The 17,822-nt window shown below is 64.5% G+C and carries 16 protein-coding genes; 2 read left to right on the plus strand and 14 right to left on the minus strand.

Features of this window, described 5'->3' with window-relative positions; translation table 11 throughout:
- The 5 genes from M511_RS05725 to M511_RS05745 all read right to left on the minus strand — a co-directional run.
- Positions 1–376, minus strand: a 376-nt coding sequence (locus M511_RS05725) for an electron transfer flavoprotein subunit beta/FixA family protein (protein WP_441339018.1), incomplete at its 3' end; no start/stop codon positions are given.
- A gap of 18 nt (positions 377–394) precedes the next feature.
- Positions 395–1,252: a sugar phosphate isomerase/epimerase family protein gene (locus M511_RS05730; protein ID WP_085501627.1), complete on the minus strand. Its 858-nt coding sequence runs from the start codon at positions 1,250–1,252 to the stop codon at positions 395–397.
- 2 nt (positions 1,253–1,254) lie between these two features.
- On the minus strand, positions 1,255–2,403 hold the full coding sequence (locus M511_RS05735; protein ID WP_085501628.1) for a dihydrodipicolinate synthase family protein: 1,149 nt from the start codon (positions 2,401–2,403) through the stop codon (positions 1,255–1,257).
- A gap of 11 nt (positions 2,404–2,414) precedes the next feature.
- Positions 2,415–3,182: a 3-ketoacyl-ACP reductase gene (locus M511_RS05740; RefSeq protein WP_010399574.1), complete on the minus strand. Its 768-nt coding sequence runs from the start codon at positions 3,180–3,182 to the stop codon at positions 2,415–2,417.
- Positions 3,179–4,321 (minus strand): acyl-CoA dehydrogenase family protein, encoded by a 1,143-nt coding sequence (locus M511_RS05745; protein ID WP_085501629.1) that lies wholly within the window; start codon positions 4,319–4,321, stop codon positions 3,179–3,181. The genes M511_RS05740 and M511_RS05745 overlap by 4 nt, the downstream gene beginning before the upstream one ends.
- A 158-nt stretch (positions 4,322–4,479) precedes the next feature.
- Between M511_RS05745 and M511_RS05750 the strand changes: the two genes are divergently transcribed.
- Entirely contained in the window at positions 4,480–5,496 is a 1,017-nt protein-coding gene (locus tag M511_RS05750; RefSeq protein WP_085501630.1) for an aldo/keto reductase, read from the plus strand.
- A 25-nt stretch (positions 5,497–5,521) separates the two neighbouring features.
- Here M511_RS05750 and M511_RS05755 read toward each other — a convergent pair whose 3' ends face one another.
- From M511_RS05755 to M511_RS05765, 3 genes are read right to left on the minus strand one after another with little or no spacing between them, the layout of a single operon-like run.
- Entirely contained in the window at positions 5,522–6,781 is a 1,260-nt protein-coding gene (locus M511_RS05755; protein WP_085501631.1) for a glycerate kinase type-2 family protein, read from the minus strand.
- Complete coding sequence (locus M511_RS05760; RefSeq protein WP_085501632.1) at positions 6,778–7,578, minus strand: enoyl-CoA hydratase/isomerase family protein; 801 nt, start codon at positions 7,576–7,578, stop codon at positions 6,778–6,780. The genes M511_RS05755 and M511_RS05760 overlap by 4 nt, the downstream gene beginning before the upstream one ends.
- Positions 7,575–9,146: an acyl CoA:acetate/3-ketoacid CoA transferase gene (locus M511_RS05765; protein WP_085501633.1), complete on the minus strand. Its 1,572-nt coding sequence runs from the start codon at positions 9,144–9,146 to the stop codon at positions 7,575–7,577. The genes M511_RS05760 and M511_RS05765 overlap by 4 nt, the downstream gene beginning before the upstream one ends.
- 126 nt (positions 9,147–9,272) lie before the next feature.
- Here M511_RS05765 and M511_RS05770 point away from each other — a divergent pair, with 126 nt between their 5' ends.
- A complete protein-coding gene (locus M511_RS05770) occupies positions 9,273–10,091 on the plus strand; it encodes an aldo/keto reductase (RefSeq protein ID WP_085501634.1) in 819 nt (272 codons plus the stop codon).
- A 38-nt stretch (positions 10,092–10,129) separates the two neighbouring features.
- Here the strand turns inward: M511_RS05770 and M511_RS05775 are convergent, their stop codons facing one another.
- From M511_RS05775 to M511_RS05800, 6 genes are read right to left on the minus strand one after another with little or no spacing between them, the layout of a single operon-like run.
- Complete coding sequence (locus tag M511_RS05775; RefSeq protein ID WP_010399556.1) at positions 10,130–11,731, minus strand: GMC family oxidoreductase; 1,602 nt, start codon at positions 11,729–11,731, stop codon at positions 10,130–10,132.
- 10 nt (positions 11,732–11,741) lie between these two features.
- A complete protein-coding gene (locus M511_RS05780; RefSeq protein ID WP_010399553.1) occupies positions 11,742–13,238 on the minus strand; it encodes an aldehyde dehydrogenase family protein in 1,497 nt (498 codons plus the stop codon).
- A 30-nt stretch (positions 13,239–13,268) separates the two neighbouring features.
- Positions 13,269–14,306 (minus strand): zinc-dependent alcohol dehydrogenase, encoded by a 1,038-nt coding sequence (locus M511_RS05785; protein WP_010399550.1) that lies wholly within the window; start codon positions 14,304–14,306, stop codon positions 13,269–13,271.
- A 7-nt stretch (positions 14,307–14,313) separates the two neighbouring features.
- Positions 14,314–15,249: an ABC transporter permease gene (locus tag M511_RS05790; RefSeq protein ID WP_240547550.1), complete on the minus strand. Its 936-nt coding sequence runs from the start codon at positions 15,247–15,249 to the stop codon at positions 14,314–14,316.
- A gap of 13 nt (positions 15,250–15,262) precedes the next feature.
- Positions 15,263–16,768 carry a sugar ABC transporter ATP-binding protein gene (locus M511_RS05795; RefSeq protein WP_085501636.1) on the minus strand — a complete coding sequence of 502 codons (1,506 nt, stop codon included), beginning with the start codon at positions 16,766–16,768 and terminating at the stop codon, positions 15,263–15,265.
- A gap of 7 nt (positions 16,769–16,775) precedes the next feature.
- Positions 16,776–17,735, minus strand: coding sequence for an ABC transporter permease (locus M511_RS05800; RefSeq protein ID WP_085501637.1), 960 nt, complete (start codon positions 17,733–17,735; stop codon positions 16,776–16,778).
- Between the last annotated feature and the right edge of the window lie 87 nt (positions 17,736–17,822).

The raw sequence follows: 17,822 nt of genomic DNA on the forward strand, positions 1-17,822 counted from the left end.
TGTCGATCGCCTGTTTGCCGGCGATGATCAGGCCCGCGCCCTCTTCCTGCGCCACTTTCGCCAGGATCCTGGCCACCGCCAGGGGCTCGATGTCCTGATGCACATCATCGGCAGCAACCACCAGGATCGCACGGTCCGCGCCCATCGCAAGCGCCGTCCGCAGCGTCTCGGCTGCCTGCTTCACACCGATCGAAACCGCGATCACCTCAGAGGCCTTCCCGGACTCCTTCAGGCGGATCGCCTCCTCAACCGCAATCTCGTCGAACGGGTTCATCGACATCTTGACGTTCGCAAGATCAACACCAGTGCCGTCAGACCTAACACGGGCCTTAACGTTGTAGTCAATCACACGCTTGACGGGGACCAGTATCTTCATGATTTCCTCCTGAAATTATCAACAGACGGATCGGAAGCGCGTAACGATGGTATCTAGCACTTCGGCTGGATCGCGTTTCCACCAGTTACCTGCCGAGAAGATCTCGACCTCGCAAAAGCCGTTGTAGCCGGCCGCTTCGACCGCAGAACGGATGGTCTTCAGATCGGCCACGCCATCGCCCATCATGCCGCGATCCAGGAGCACATCGGTCGTCTCGGCCAGCCAATCGCAAAGGTGGTAGCCGAGGATGCGTTCTCCGGCGCGGGCCAGTTGCCGTGGCAGATCAGTGTCCCACCAGACATGGTAGACATCGACCGCCACGCCAAGATTTGGCGCGCCGATGGTGTCGCAGATGTCCAGCGCATCGCGCAGGGTGGTCAGGCAAGAGCGGTTGCCGCCATAGACCGGGTTCAGAGGCTCCAGCGCCAGCTTGACGCCGCGTGCGGCGGCATAGGGCGCTGCCTCGGCCACACGGTCGGTGACAAGGCGCAGGCTTTCGACGACGCCGCGGGTGCCCGGTTCGACCCCGCCGGTGACGATGGTCAGAACCGGAGCGCCCAGCTCCGCCGCCATGTCGATCGAAGCATGGAAATCATCCATCACCGCCTGTCGGCTCTGCGGCGCCAGGGGTCCAACGAGGAAGGGGGTCCGGCAGAGCCCCGCCACCGTCAGCCCGGCCGCTCGGGCATGGGCCGCGATCCTGGCAGCATTGGTCCCGATCTCGCGCCGCCAGAAGACAATGCCGCCATAGCCGCGCTCGGCGCAGGCGTCGATGATGCGTTCGGGGGACCAACCGGCGCCCGCACCCTCGACATTATGGCCAAGCGTGGCGGTATTCAGCGCGAGCGCGGAAATATCATGACTGAAGTCGCGCATCGTCAGACGCCATAGACGGCCAGCAGCGATTTCATCCGCCGCACCGCCAGTTCGGGATCACGCAGAAGACCGCAGGCGTCCGACTGGCGGAAGACCTGCGCGAAATAGGGCAAGGGCCGCATCGCCTGATGGCCGTTCAGCATGATGAAATGATCCTGGAAGCCGTTCAGCCAGGCCAGAAAGACCACCCCCGTCTTGTAATATTGCGTCGGCGCGCGAAAGATCGTGCGGGCCAGCGGCACGGTCGGGTCCAGCGTGGCACGGAAACCGGCCTTGTCCCCTTCGGCCAGCCGGTTGACGGCATAGGCGGCGGCAGGGGCCAGCGGGTCGAAGATCCCCAGCAAAGCATGGCTGAAGCCTTGGTCGTCGCCCTCGATCAGTTCGGGATAGTTGAAATCGTCACCGGTATACATCTTAACGCCGGCAGGCAGGCGGCGGCGCAGGGTGATCTCCTTGTCCTTGTCCAAGAGCGACATCTTGATGCCGTCCACCTTGGAAAGGTTCTGCTCGATCACCGCCAGAACGGTCTCCAGCGTAGCGTCGAAATCCGAGTCGCCCCAATAGCCGGCCAGAGCGGGGTCGAACATCTCGCCCAGCCAGTGCAGGATCACCGGCTGGTCGCAGGCCGACAGCACCTGTGCATAGACATGCAGGTAATCCTCGGGCGAGGTCGCGACGCGGGCCAGCGCGCGGCTGGCCATCAGCACGATGCGGCCGCCAATGGCCTGTATCGCCTCGACCTGCTCCAGATAGGCGCGGATCACGTCGTCCAGTGTGCGGGCATCCGCCGGATCCAGATGATCGGTGCCGCAGCCGTTGCCGACCAGCGCGTCGGGCAATTCGGCCTTGGTGCGCTGGATCAGCTCCAGCGCGCCGGGCCAGTCGAGGCCCATGCCGCGTTGCGCGGTATCCATCGCCTCGGCAATGCCGAGACCAAGACCGGCCAGATAGCGTCGGAATTCCATCGTCTTTTCCCAATCCACCGCCGCGCGCCCCGAAGGATCGTTGGTGGTGAAGGGGTCGGCCACCACATGGGCGGCGGAATAGACGATGCGAGCCGGATTGACGGGCAGCACGGCCTGCGCGATGGGGGTGCCGGTCAGCGTATAGTCGGCCATGCGGCCTCGTGTGTCGGGAAGTGCGATTTTCATGATGGCAGCTTTCAGAAACGCGGAACCAGCATCCCGGCATCGGCCGAAATCGCCTGTCCCGTGGTATAGGGAAGCCGGCCCGAGGCCAGCGATGCAATGATGGCGCCCATGTCGGCGGGCTGGCCGACGCGGGGGAACAGGGTCAGCCCTTCTTGGGCGCGCTGGCGATAAGTCTCGATCACGGGGGCGGTCATCTCGGTCGCGATCAGGCCGGGCTGCACGTCATAGACCGCGATGTTTTCCGGCCCGAGCCGCACGGCCAAAGCCTTGGACACCATCGCGGCGGCCGCCTTGGAGGCGCAATATTCCGACCGCTGCACCGCCACCGCGATCGCGTTCGACGAGGTGACGTTGACGATGGCATGGAACAGGTTTTCCGGGCGTTCCCGCGCCAGCAGGCGGCGGGCGAACGCTTGCGACAAAAAGAACATCGCCTTGCTGTTGACGGTCAGGCAGCGGTCCCAGCTTGCCTCGCTGACATCCAGCAGGTCGCCGCGTTGCATGACGCCGACGCCCGCGTTGTTGACCAGCGTGGTCAGGGGGCCGAGCGCATTCTCGATCCGTTGCAGAGCGGCGTCATGGGCGGCAATGTCGGTCACGTCGAAAGGCGCGGCGACGACCGGCACGCCAAGTGCGGCGATGCGTTCGACCGCCGCACGCAACTCAGCATCGTCGGCGGGGCCGTTCACGGCGACGGCGAAACCTTCGCGGGCCAGTGCCTCGGCCGCAGCAAGCCCGATCCCGCGCGACGAGCCGGTGACAAGGGCAACCTGTGTCATGCCTGCGCGCCCTTCTTCAGCAATTCGCGGGCAATGATCATGCGCTGGATCTGGTTCGTGCCCTCGTAGATCTGAGTGATCTTGGCATCGCGATAGAGCCGCTCGACCTCGAAACCCCGGATATAGCCCGAGCCGCCGAAGACCTGCACCGCATCCGCCGTGCGCGCCACCGCCATGTCGCCGGCAAAGCATTTCGCCATCGAGCAGGCCTTGGTAGCATCCTGCCCGTTGTCGATCTTGGACGCGGCCGAATGAACCAGCAGCCGCGCAGCCTCGATATCCTTGGCCATATCGGCCAGCAGCCATTGCACGCCCTGGAACTCGGCGATCTGCTTGCCGAACTGCATGCGCGTCCCGGCATATTCCAGTGCGGCCTCAAGCCCCGCCTGGCCGATGCCGACCGCCAGTGCAGCGATACCGACGCGGCCCTTGTCCAGCACGCTCATCATCATGTGAAAGCCGCGGCCCGGCTCGCCCAGCATGGCATCCGCGCCAAGCCGCACATCGGTGAAGGTCAAGGCCCCGACCTGGCTGGCGCGCTGACCCATCTTGTGTTCCTTGGGGCCGCGCTCGACCCCTGCCCCGTGCAGGTCGACGATAAAGATCGACATGCCGCGGTTGCCCGCCTCTTTGTCGGTACGGGCGAGCACGAAGCCCAGATCGGCGACGGGTGCATTGTGGATCCAGATCTTGCCGCCGTTCAGCACCCAGCCGTCGCCGTCGCGCACTGCCGTGGTGCGGATGCCCGACACGTCAGTCCCGGCCTCCGGTTCGGTGATGCAATAGGCAACCTTCTGCTGCATCGCCAGGATCCCGGGCAGCAGCTTGCGCTGCGCTTCGGTGCCGTGGCGGACCAGAAGCGTCGAGATCAGCTCCAGCAGACCGCATTGATCGGCCACGCTGGCATAGCCGCGCGACAGTTCCTCCATCACCACGGCATAGGTCAGCGTGTCGAAGCCCGGCCCGCCCATGCTTTCCGGCACACCGATGCCGAACAGGCCCAGCTTGGCCATCTCGTCATAGATCTCGGCCGGGAAACGCTCGTCGCGGTCCAGCGCCTCGGCTGCAGGCCGGATGACCTCGTCAGCGAAGGCGCGGGCCATGTCGCGCACCTGCAGCTGGGTATCGTTCAGATACATCCTCGAATCCCCTCCCGATATGTAACTATCCGGTTACTTTATTTGAGGCACCTTCCTCGCGTCAAGCGCCAAAACCGACAACGGCTTGGAAATCCGCTTGATCCGTGGCGTGGACTCATGCAGATTATAACCAATTGGTTACTTATGGGAGGAAGTCGATGAAACCATCCGGCAAACGAAAGTTCGGCCGCACGGATATGGAGGTGACCGGCTTCGCCTTCGGCACCGCACCGGTCGGCAATATTTTCCGCGAGATCGACGACCAGACCTCGCGCGCCATGTTCGATCATGCCTGGGATGCCGGAGTGCGCTATTTCGACACCGCGCCGATGTATGGCCATGGCCTGTCCGAACTGCGCACCTCCGAGGCGCTGCGCTGGCGCAAGCGCGACGATTTCGTGCTGTCTTCGAAAGTGGGCCGCCTGCTGCGCCCGGCGCGACGCGACAGCATCGACTTCGCGCCCTGGGTCAATGCCGCCCCGTTCGCAATGGAGTTCGACTATAGCTACGACGGCACGATGCGCGCTTTCGAAGACAGCCTGCAACGGCTGGCACTGGAGCGCATCGACATTCTGTTCATCCACGACATCGACGTCTATACGCGCGGCACCGAGCAGCCCGAGGTATTCCGGCAGGCGATGGACGGCTGCTACAGGGCATTGGCCCGGCTGCGCGACGAGAGGGTCGTGAAGGCCATCGGCGTCGGCGTGAACGAATGGCAGGTCTGCCACGAGGCGTTGAAGCAACGCGATTTCGACTGCTTCCTGCTGGCCGGGCGCTATACGCTGCTGGAACAGGACGCGCTGGACGCGTTCCTGCCGCTTTGCGAGAAGCGCGGTGCGGCAGTGGTCGTGGGCGGCGGCTTCAACTCGGGGATCCTCGCCACGGGTGCGAAGCCGGGCGCAAAATACAACTACGCCCCTGCCCCGTCCGAAATTATGGACCGGGTGGCAAAGATCGAGGCGGTCTGCGCCGAATACGGCGTGCCCCTGGCGGCGGCGGCATTGCAATTCGTCGTGGCACATCCGGCTGTCCCGGCCTTCTGCGCCGGCACGCGGACTATCCAGCAGCTTGAGCAGAATCTCACGTGGTTCCAGCACCCCATTCCGGCCGCGTTCTGGGCGGCGCTGAAGGACAAGGGCCTGTTGCGTGAGGACGCGCCGGTTCCTGCCTGAGATCGCGGGTCGGCGGCGCCCGGACCTATCGGACCAGGATGGCCCGGAAGTCGTTGACATTGGTGCCGGTCGGGCCAGGAGCGAACAGGTCGCCCAAGGCGGCGAAAGCGGACCATGTATCGTTCCCAGCCAGCATCGCTGCCGGATCGCAACCCAAGGCCCGAAGCCGCGCCGCACTGTCCCCATCAGCAAAAGCGCCTGCGTTATCCTCGGACCCGTCGATGCCGTCGGTATCGGCGGCCAGCGCGGCGATGGGCAGCCCTTCAATAGCCAAACCGAAAGCCAGCAGGAATTCGCTGTTGCGCCCGCCCCTGCCATTTTCGCGCAGCGTCACGGTCGTTTCGCCGCCTGACAGGATCGCCACCGGGGGCGTGAAAGGCCGGCCTTGGGTCGCGACCTCGCGGGCGATGGCAGCATGGACGCGGGCCACGTCGCGTGCCTCCCCTTCGATCGCGTCCGACAGGATCACTGCCGGAATGCCCGCCGCCCCGGCCCGCGCGGCGGCGGCTTCCAGCGACAGGCGCGCCGAAGCCACCACGCGAACCTCATGTCCGGCAAAACGAGGATCGGCGGGATCCGGCGGCAGGCCGTCCTCGCCCGCGAACCATTCAGCCAGACGCGGTGGCAACTCGATCCGCCATGTTTCAAGCAGACGCCGCGCATCCCGGCGAGTGACCGCATCCGGCACCGTCGGACCCGAGGCCACCTGCGCCGGATCGTCGCCCGGCACGTCCGAAACGACCAGCGACACCACCCGCGCCGGATGCGCCGCCAGCGCCAGCCTGCCGCCCTTGATACGCGAGACCTGCTTGCGGATCGCATTCATCACCGAGATCGGCGCACCACTGGCCAGCAGGGTGCGATTCAGCTCGATTTCGTCCTCCAGCGTCAGCCCCTCGGGCGGCGCTGGCAGCAGCGCCGAGCCACCACCGCAGACCAGCGCCACGACCAGATCATCCTTGCTCAGCCACCGCACAGCCTCAAACAAGGCCCCAGTCGCGGCAAGACCGGCCTGATCGGGAACGGGATGCGCGGCCTCGATCACGCGGATATTGCGGGTATCGCAGCCATAGCCGTAACGCGTGACCACCACGCCCTCCACCGGAGCGTCCCATCGGCGCTCGAACGCCGCCGCCAGTTGCGCCGCACCCTTGCCGGCACCGACTACGACCGTGCGACCCCTGGGACGATCCGGCAGATGCGCGGCCAGCGCGGTTTCGGGATCGGCAGCAGCCACCGCCGCGTCAAAAAGCCCGGTAAGAAACTCGCGATCCTCGGCTTTCATTCCAGCTTCTCCCCTCGACCCGTCGCTTCGAACCTTGCAGAGCGCTTTTCGCGGAACGCCGCTAGCCCTTCCCGCAAATCACCGGATGCGGCGGCGACGCTGCCGGCCAGTGCCTCAAGCACCCGCTCGCGTTCCTCGCCCTCGGCGGCGTTGACCAGCATCTTGGTGATTTCCGTTGCGCGCGGGGCGCGGGCAATCACCCGCGCGGCCAGCGCCTCGGCAGCAGCCATGCCAGCGCCCGTCGGGACGACCTGATCGACCAGCCCGAGGCGCTGCGCTTCCTCGGCACCGAAAACCTCACCGAACAGCGCCATCCGGCGGACCGTGCCAGCACCGAAGCGTCGCACCGCGCGTTGCGTTCCCGACCAGCCGGGAATGACCCCAAGCGAGGTTTCGGGCAAACCGATCCGCACATGTGCCTCGGCCAGGCGGTAGTCCGCGCAGGCCGCCAGCTCCAGCCCGCCGCCCAGGCAATGCCCGTTCAGCACAGCGATCACCGGCTGCATCAAACGTGCCAGCGCATCGAAGGCAGCATGGCCGTCGCGCAACCAGCGGCGGCTGAAATCCTCGGGCGACAGTTGCGACCAGGCAGCAATATCGCCGCCTGCGCAGAATGAGCGGCCACCCTCGCCAGTCAGGATCACCACCCGCGCGTCGGATCGCTCGATCCGGCGGCAGAGCGGCAGCAATCCGTCCACCATTTCGGCGTCCAGGGCATTCAGCTTGTCCGGGCGGCGAATGGTCAGCCGTGCGATATCCGCCTCGATACGCAGATCGACGCGCTGATCTTCGCTCACAGCGCCAGCCCCATCGGCGTGTCGCGAAACAGCGCCGCATCCATTTCCTTCAGATTCTCTGCCACGCGGAGGGACGTTGCGGCCTGATCCAGCACATCCCGCCGCAAGTCGACGCCAGGCGCGATCTCGGTCACCGTCAGCCCCTCGGGCAACAGACGCAACACGCAACGCTCGGTGACATAGGTGATCTCCTGCCCCTGCGCCACCGCGCGCCGGCCCGAAAAGCTTACCTGATCAACCTTTGGCACGATCTTGGCAACCTTGCCCTCGCGGTCAATCACCAGCCGGCCATTTTCAATTCGCATCTTTGCTCCGGCGTTGAAGTTCCCGGAAAAAACGATCCGCTTCGCCCTCGCGGTAATGTCGACGAAACCGCCCGCCCCCGCTGTCCGATGCGGCGTCGCGGCAAGCCGGCTGACATTGACCGAGCCCTCGGCGTCGATTTCCAGGAAGGACAGCAGGGAACAGTCAAAACCGCCCGCCTGGAAATAGCAGAACTGATGCGGCGAAGCGACGAACGCCTCTGCATTACTGGCGCAGCCGAACTTGAAATCCAGCAGCGGCACGCCCCCGACCGCGCCTTGCTCGATGACCCATGTCACCGCGCCATGCAGGCCCTCCTCGATCAGGATGCGCGGCACATTGGCCGAGATGCCAAAGCCGATATTCACCGCCCATCCCGATCGCAGTTCTTGTGCGACGCGCCTGGCGATGACCTTGCCGGGATTGAAATCCGCCGCGCGGAAACTGGCGAGCGGCCGGAAGACCTCGCCCGAGATAGCCGGATCGTGCGGTGTCGCGGTAGTCTGCAACTGATCGGGTGCCTCGACGATTACATCGACCAGAATGCCCGGCACCTTCACATCATGCGGCTTCAACGTGCCCTGCGCGGCAATACGTCTAACCTGCGCAATGACGATGCCGCCGCAGTTGTGCGCGGCCAGCGCCATTTCCATCGCGCCAAGGGTCGCGCCCTCGTCCTCGAAGGTCAGGTTGCCATTCTCGTCTGCCGTGGTTGCGCGGATCAGCGCTACATCGGGGCGCAGGGCCGGGAAATACAACCAGTCCTCGCCCTCGAAGGCCACGCGCTTGACGATGGGTGTGGCGCGGGCGGTGGCGTTCATCGCGCAGCCTTCCAGCGCGGGATCGGCAAAGGTTTCCATGCCGACCTTAGTCAGCACGCCGGGCCGCTGCGCCGCCCCCTCACGCAGCATGTCGAAGACAATGCCCGAGGGCACATTATAGGCCGCAACCTCCTCAGCCAGGATGCGCTGCCAGATCTTCGGCGGCTCGGCATTAGACGGCCCCGAGGGATAGGAACCGCCAATGATCTTTGTGATCATGCCGGGATGGGCGATATGGTCCACGCCCGGGGTGCCGAACATGTCGCCGGCGGCGATCGGATGGATGGTCGTCAGGCCGCGCGGAGCGCCTTCCTGCACAAAGCGTTCACCCAGGGCCGCCAGCACATGATCCGGGCACAGCAATCCCGAAGACGAATTCACCGCAATCACCGCGCCATCGCGAACCAGTTCTGCCGCCTGACTGGCGGTCCGAATCTTGGACATTGCGCTCCTCCTTCGCAATTGCATCTTAAGTAACTAACTGGTTATCTATATATCTGTAATCCGCCCGGCCCGGCAAGAGGAAAACCGGGATCGGCGCGATGCAAGAACATGTGAGGGAGGACCAGGATGAACATTCTGCTGCAACCCGGATTCCTGCAGGGATTCGGCACATTTCCCTTGAAAGGTGGCGCCCTGCGGGACGCGATCCATATGGCGGTCAAGGCGGGTTACCGAACCTTTGACACGGCGCAGGGTTATGAGAACGAAGCGGATACCGGCGCCGCCCTGGCCGAAACCGGCGTCGCGCGCGACCGTCTTTGCATCATCACCAAGGTCAGGCCCGAGAATTACAGCGAATCGCGCTTCTTGCCCTCGGTCGAGGGCAGCCTGCGTGCCTTGCGGATCGACCGGATTGATGTGTTGCTTCTGCACTGGCCGCCGGCCGGAGGCGACATCACGCCATCGCTGAGGCTGTTGCAAAAGGCATATGAGGCCGGATTGGCCAGCCATATCGGCGTGTCGAACTATACCGCCGCGATGATGCGCCAGGCCCGTGCCCTCGTCGATGTTCCGCTGGTCACCAACCAGGTCGAGTTTCATCCGCTGCTGGATCAGTCGCGCCTGTTGGAAGCGGCCAGAGACACCAAGATACCACTCTCGTCATACTGCTCTCTCGCGCGCGGCGAGGTCTTCAAATACCCGCTGTTCGGGGAAATCGGCAAGACGCATGGAAAATCTGCGGCTCAGGTCGTCTTGCGCTGGATCCTGCAAAAGGGTCTCAGCATGAACACCATGTCCACCAACCCGGAAAATATCCGTGCCAATCTGGAGATTATGGATTTCACGCTTACGAAGGGTGAGATGTCCCGGATCGACGATTTGAATCGCACGAATTACCGCATCGTAGACCGCGACCGGGTGCCCTTCGCGCCTATATGGGATTAACGCGCCAGGGCGCGGTGAAGGCCGCGCCCCGCAAAATCTCAGTGATTGCCCCGGATCATGTCGGATGCCTTTTCAGCGATCATGATCGTCGGCGCATTGGTGTTCGACCCGATCAGCGAGGGCATGACCGAACTGTCGCAGATCCGCAACCCGTCCAGCCCGTGAACGCGCAACTGCGGATCGACCACCGACATCTCGTCCCGGCCCATCTTGCAGGTGCAGGTGGGATGATACGAGGTGCGGCCGTATTGGCGCGCATAGGCCTCGTAATCCGCCTGCGTGCGCACATTCGCATCGGGAAAGCGCAGTTCGCGGATATACTTTCGCAGCGAATGCTGACTGAAGATCTCGCGGCTGATCTTTACCCCCTCGGTCGAGATGCGCAGGTCGTCCGGGTGGCCAAGAAAATTCGGATCGACCACCGGATTGTCGCGCGGATCGGAGGACCGCAGCGTCACCGTGCCCCGCGATTTCGGGCGCAGGGTGTAGCTGTTCAGCGTGATCCCCGAAGATCCTTTCGGCACCGAGGGCACGCCCGCCTCGGCCCCCGCCCCGGCAAGGAAATGGAATTGCAGATCGGGACAGGGCGCCCCACGGTCGGCATACCAGAAGGCCCCGCCCTCGACCACGTTCGAGGTCACCGGCCCCGAGTTGAACAGCAGGTATTGCAGACCGGCCCAGACCATCCAATGCGGCTTGCCATAGCGGTCGAGGCTTTCATGGCCTTTCAGCTCGGCTACGATGTCGATGCCGAAATGGTCCTGGAGGTTCTGCCCCACGCCGGGCATATCCTGCACCACCTCGATGCCGTGGCTGCGCAGGTGATCGGCGGGACCGATCCCCGACAGCATCAGAAGCTTGGGTGAGCCGATGGCGCCCGAGGTCACGATCACCTCACGCTCGGCACGCGCCACCACCGGCGCGCGCCCCTTGCCGGCGGCATACTCGACGCCGACCGCCCGGCTGCCCTCGAACACCAGCCGCAGCACCAGCGCGCCGGTAATCAGGGTCAGGTTCGGGCGCGACAGCGCCGGGCGCAAGTAGCCGACGGCGGCCGAGCAACGCCGGTTGCCCCGGGTCGTGGTCTGATAGATTCCCGCGCCTTCCTGCATCGGCCCGTTGAAATCGGGGTTGTAGGGGATGCCCGCCTCCTGGCAGCTTTGGACGAAGGCGCGGCTCATCGCATTGGGATTGGGCAGGTTCGACACGCCCAGCGGCCCCTCGGTGCCGTGCCATTCGCCCGACAGGATCGTGTTCCCTTCCGAGCGGTGGAAATAGCGCCGCACCTCGTCCGCGCCCCACCCCTCTGCCCCCTCATCGACCCAGCGGTCGTAATCGGACGGGTGGCCGCGGGTGAAGATCTCGGCGTTGATCGACGACCCGCCGCCCAGGACTCGGGCCTGAGCATAGGGGATCTCGCGGTTGTTGGCATGGCGCTGCGGCGCGGTCACCAGCCCCCAGGTCAGCGGCCCGGTGGTCATCTTGGCGAAACCCACCGGCATGTGGATCAGCGGGTTGCTGTCCTTGCCGCCGGCCTCGATCAGGCAGACCCGCGCCTGACTGTCCTCGGACAGCCGCGCGGCCAGCACGCAACCGGCCGAGCCGCCGCCGACGATGACGTAATCGTAACCCTGCGCCATGACGCCCCCTTTACCCGATCCAATGCGTACGCTTGCCGATCTCGACATGGACCGACTTGATCTGGGTATACTCCTCGACGCCGTAGATACCGGCCTCGCGGCCCCAGCCGGATTGCTTGAAGCCTCCCAACGGCATTTCCGGCCCGCCCGCCATGATCGTATTCACCCAGAACCGGCCCGCGCTGACGCGCCGCGTCACGGTCAGTGCCTTGTCCAGATCCTTGGTCCACAGCGATGCGGCAAGCCCATATACCGTATCATTGGCGATGGCGATGGCCTCGTCCACGGTCTCAAAGCGGAACGAGGACAGGACCGGGCCGAAGATCTCGTCGCGCGCAATGGCCATGTCGCGGCGCACGCCGGAAAACAGCGTCGGCGCAATGAAACGGCCCGCGCCGATCTTCAGAACTTCGCCGCCGGTCAAGAGGCGTGCGCCCTCCTGGCGGCCCTTCTCGATATAGTTCAGGATGGTGTCGTTCTGCGCGGGCGTCGTGATGGCGCCGACCTGCGTCGCCTCGTCCAGCGGATCGCCGATGCGGATGCGCCGCATCTTTTCCACCAGCAACCGTTCAAATTCGTCGGCCACCGAGGCCTCGATGATCAACCGGCTGGAGGACACGCAGCATTGTCCGGTGTTGAAACTGATGCCAAAGGCCGCCGCGTCGGCGGCATCCTCAAGATCACTGTCGGCAAAGACGATGATCGGGTTCTTGCCGCCCAGTTCCAGCCCCAGTTTCTTGAAATTGCTGTCGGCGGCGGCGTGGACACAGGACCGCCCGACGCCGGTCGAGCCGGTGAAGGACAGCATGTCGATGTCCGGGTGTTCGGCCATCGCCTGGCCAATGGTGCGGCCCGAGCCGGTGACGACGTTGTAGACCCCCTTGGGCAGCCCCGCCTCGGTCAGGATTTCCGCTAAGATCAGCGTGGTGGCGCTGGTCACCTCGGACGGCTTTACCACCATCGTGCAGCCCGAGGCTAGGATGAAGGGTACCCGCTCGCACAGGATCAGAAAGGGGAAGTTCCACGGCGTAATCAGCCCGACGACCCCGATGGGATCACGCAGGACCATGCCGAACAACCCGTCGCCCAGCGAATTGAAGCTGTCGCCATGCAGCAGCCGGGCGGCACCCGCAGCCGTCTCGAAACAGGCGATACAGCCTTCGATCTCGGCGCGGGCCTGGGCAATGGGCTTGCCGTTTTCCAGCACCTCCCAATAGGCGACCTCGTCACGGCGGCGGCGCAGGATCTCGGCGGCGCGCAACAGCACACCCGCGCGCTCACCGCCCGAAATGCCAGCCCAGCTGCGCTTCTCGAAGGCGCGGCGTGCGGCGGCGACTGCATCGTTCAGGTCGTCCGTGATACAGCGCGCCACCCGCGTCACCGGCACGTCATGCGCGGGCGAGCGTTGTTCGGCCAGATCGCGGCCATGCCGCCATTCGCCGTCGATGAAAAAGCCGAACTCGCGCGGCGACTCCGGCGGGGAAAGGGTGCGGGCGGTCTGGTCCATCGTGTCGGGCTCCTCGGAAATGCTGCAATGTCAGTTCTGCGAAATGACGATCTGGGTCTTGAGGTCGGCGGACCGCTCGGCCAGGGTCTCGAACGCCTCCTGGATGCGCGCGAGCGGATAAGAGGCCGTGGTGAACGCCTCGGTACGGAACCGGCCATGCGCCAGCAAAGCCAGCGCGTCATGCATGTCCTGTCCCATCCCCGCGACCGAGCCTTTCAGGCCGTTCTCCTCAAGGATCGTGCGCAGGATCGGCACCGGAGCGACCTCATCGGGGCCGGTCAGGCCGAAGAAGGCGACATGGCCGCCCTTGCGAATAAGGTCGAAGGCGGTTGCGTAAAGTGCCGGGTGGCCAACGCTTTCGATCACCAGATCCGCGCCCCGGCCGCATGTCAGCTCAAGCACGGTCGCCTTCAGTTGCGCGTTATCGCTGATCGCGGCATCGGCACCGACATCCAAAGCCATCGTGCAGCGTTCGGCCGACAGGTCGGCCACGATGATTGGTGCCGCGCCCATGAGCCGCATCATCTGCACATGCAGGTTGCCAACCGGCCCGGCGCCCAGCACTACGACCGATTGCGCGATCCCGGCCTGTGCCTTGCGCGCCGCGCGGACCACGCAGGCGACCGGCTCGGTCAGGGCGAGTATCTCGGGAGAAATGTCATTGGGCGCAGGAATGACCAACCGACCGGGCAGCGCGACAAACTCGGCGAAGGCACCGTCGCGGGTGATGCCAAGCTGCGCCATCTCGGGGCAGTTCAGCACCTCGTTGCGGCGGCACCAGTAGCAATGTCCGCAACCGATATTGATGTCGGCGACCACCACCTTGCCGGGGGTGAGATGGCGCTGGTTCGCTCCGGCCTCCTCGACGATACCGCAAAATTCGTGCCCCGGAATGATCGGCAGGTCGTCGGCCGCATAATGGCCGTGGAACATATGCAGGTCGGTACCGCAGATCCCGGTCCGGGTCACGCGGATCAGCACCTCGTCGGGGCCGATCTGCGGGCGCGGCACCTCGCGCAATTCGAGCTTGTGCGGAGCGACAAGGACGGCGGCTTGCATGGTTTTCATGGCAACCTCACTTCACCGTGCGGAGTTTCGAGCGGTCGATGGTCAGGGCGATAGCCGCGATCAGGACCAGTCCGAACAGCATCTGCTGCTGTGTCGCCTCGATCCCCAGATACAGCATCGAAGCGCGGATCACGGCCACGATCAGCGTGCCGATCAGCGTGTTCAGCACGCCGCCGACACCACCGGTCAAGGGCGTGCCACCAATCAGCACCGCGACGATAGAGGGCAGCAGAAAACCGTTGGCGATGGTCGGCGCCCCCCCAGACAGCTTGACTGAGAACAACAACCCCGCCATCGCCGCCAGCGCCCCGGATATCGCAAAGGCCAGCATCTTATAGCGCCCGACATTGATGCCCGACGCCTTGGCCGCGGGCTCGCCCGCACCGACGGCCTTCAGCACCCGGCCCAGGATGGTGCGGCGCTCGATGAACAGGCAGATCGCCAGCAGGGCAGCACCCAGAAATAACTCGTTCGGGATGATCCCGGTATGGCCGATCATCCAGCCAAAGGTGGCATTCCTCTGCTCGGCATCCATGTTCAGGGCGCGGTTGCCCGACAGCCATTGTGCGACCGAGAAGCATATCCCGCCCACCGCCAGCGTCGAAATGAACGAAGGCACGAACAGCCGCGTAGTCAGAAAGCCCGACAACATGCCAAGTCCGAAACCCGCCGCGATGCAAAGCACCGCCACCCAGGCCCCAAGCGAGGCGAGATAGATTGAGGCGATGACCGTGATCATATTGGCCATGGACTGCACCGAGAGGTCGATCCCGCCGATATAGATGGCGAAGGTCAGCCCCAGCGCCATGATGAACAGAGGCACGATATCGCCGGCGAGGCTGAGCAGGTTCGCCGGGCGTAGGAAATTCGGATCCACCACGCCGACCACAGCGGTCAGCACCAGCAGGGTGATCCAGGGAAGATGCGGTTTGATGCGTTGCATGGTCATCTGCGCCTCAGATCATGTGGTGGAGAAGATCGTAGAGCGACGGTTTGGCGCCCGGCCGGCATTCGAAACGCTGCCGGATCTCGCCATCCTTCAGCACGACGATGGTGTGCGAGAGGCCGATGGCCTCTTCCAGCGTGTCGGCCACCAGAACGATGCCGACCCCGTCGTCGCTCATGTCGCGGATCATGTCGTAAACGTCTTCCTTGGCGCCGATGTCCAGACCCCGCGTCGGGTGGTCCAGAAGCATGATGTCGGACCCGCCCGACCGCCATTTCGACAGCACCACCTTCTGCTGGTTGCCGCCCGAGAGGTTGCCGCAATCGGCAAACTCGGAGTGTGCCTTGATCGACAGCTTCCTGATCCAGTCCCGCGCCAGCGCTTTTTCGCGTCCGACGTCGATCACCCCCGCCCGGGAATAGCGGCCAAGTTGGGAAAGGGTCATGTTCTCATAGACGTTCATGCCTGCGACGATGCCTTCGATCTTGCGTTCGCGCGGCACATAGCCCACGCCCATCGCGACCGAGCGGCGCGGGTTGAAACGGCGAAGCTCTTGCCCCTTCATCTCGAAACGGCCCGAGACTGGCGCCAGCATCCCGTAGATCGTGCGCAGGATCGCCTCGCGGCCCGAACCCTCGGTACCGACCAGGCACAGCACCTCGCCCGGATGCAGCGCCAGGTTCAGCTTGTGCGGACGGCCCGGCAGGACAACGTCGCGCATATCGAACAGCGTTCGAGAAGTGTCATAAGGTTTCTGGCGCTGCTCGCGGTAATATTCGCGGTCCACGTGTCGGCCGACCATCTTGTGCTGGATCGCGCTGGCATCGGCGTCAACCTTGGCGACGACATCCATCACCTGCCCGTCCTTCATCACATAGATGCGGTCCGAAAGCTCCATCACCTCGTCCATGCGATGGCTGACGAAGATAAAGGATGCGCGGCTGGTCAGCTCACGCACCAGCTTGAAGAGCAACTTCACCTCCTCCCCGGACAGGACCGAGGTCGGCTCGTCCAGCAGGATGACCAGATCGCCCTCGACCCGTTCCTCCAGCGTCAGCACCTTGGCCAGTTCGACCAGCTGCCGCTGCGCGAAGGACAGGACCGAGGTCACCGTCGCCGGGTCGATGTCCAGCTTGACCTTCGCAAGCTGTTTCTTCGCAGCCGCGGCCATCGCCTTCCAGTTCACCACGCCCAGGCGGGTGAATTGCGCCTCGTAGCCCAGGAAGATGTTTTCCATCACCGTCAGGTTGGGGATCAGGGATTGTTCCTGGAACACCATGCCGATGCCGCGCTTCATCGCCTGCCGGGGATTGGCGAAATGCACCGGCTTGCCGTCGATCAGGATCTGGCCGCCGTCGGGCTGATAGGCGCCGTAGATCACCTTCATGAGCGTCGATTTTCCGGCACCGTTCTCGCCCACCAGCCCGACGATCTCGCCGCGCTTGATGTGGAAGTCGATGGATTTCAGGGCATGGACGCCGGGGAATTTCTTGTCGACCGAGCTTAGCTGATACATGGCGGCCTCACTTCGCGAAACTGACAAGGCGCCGGTCGGTGGAAAGAACGACCGCGACGATGACAAGGACGCCCAGCAAGCCGTCCTGAAGGTAACTGGGCAGGCCGATGACGACCATGCCGTTGCCGATGACATTGACGATCAGAACGCCGACGACCGCGTTCAGCACGCCGCCGATCCCGCCCCACAGCGCCACGCCGCCCACGACGACCGAGGTGATGGCGACGAACATCAGGTTGGCGCCGGTCACCGATTCCGCCTGCCCCAGCCGCGCCACCTGGAAGATCGCGGCGACGGCGTAGAATACTCCGGCCAGCGCGAAGCCCGCCAGCCGCACCCGGTGCACGTTCACGCCCGAGGCATGGGCCAGTTCCTCGCCGCCGCCTACGGCATAGAAGTTGCGGCCCAGCGTCGTGTGGTTCTGGATGAACCAGGCCAGCAGGACCAGCAGCGCCGCAATATGCACCATCAGCGGAAAGCCGAGGATGCGCCAGGTCAGCAGGGCGCGGAAAACATCGTCATCAATGCGGACAATGTCACCTCCTGTCACGAGCACCGCAGCGCCGGTGCCGACGAAGCCCATCGCCAGGCTGGCCATGAATGAAGGGATCTGAAGCCGGACATGAACCATCCCGGTCAGCCATCCAAAGAAGGCCCCGCAGAGCAGGATCGCCGGAATGGCCAGCCATGCGCCCGCCCCCAATGATCCGCCCAGCTTCAGGAACATCAGGCAGAACAGCACCGCGCACAGCGACACCGCCCCCTCCATCGACAGGTCGATGGAGCCCATGACGATGATGAAGGTGACGCCGAGCGCCACCATCATCGGCGGCGTCGAGGCCAGCGCGATCCGGGCCAGGTTGCGTTGCGACAGGAAGGCCGGATTGATCGCCGCGAACAGCACGACCAACCCCAGCAGCACGAGGGCCGGAGCCCATCGGATGATATTCTCGCGGGTGAGCTTCATCTTCAACGCAGTTCTCCTCAACACTGCCGGCCCGCATGCCCCGAAGGACGGCGGGGAAGGCCGCCGCGCGGTCAACCCATCGGATTT

The organism is Paracoccus sp. J56, from assembly GCF_019633685.1.
GTDB classification, from domain to species: Bacteria; Pseudomonadota; Alphaproteobacteria; order Rhodobacterales; family Rhodobacteraceae; genus Paracoccus; species Paracoccus kondratievae.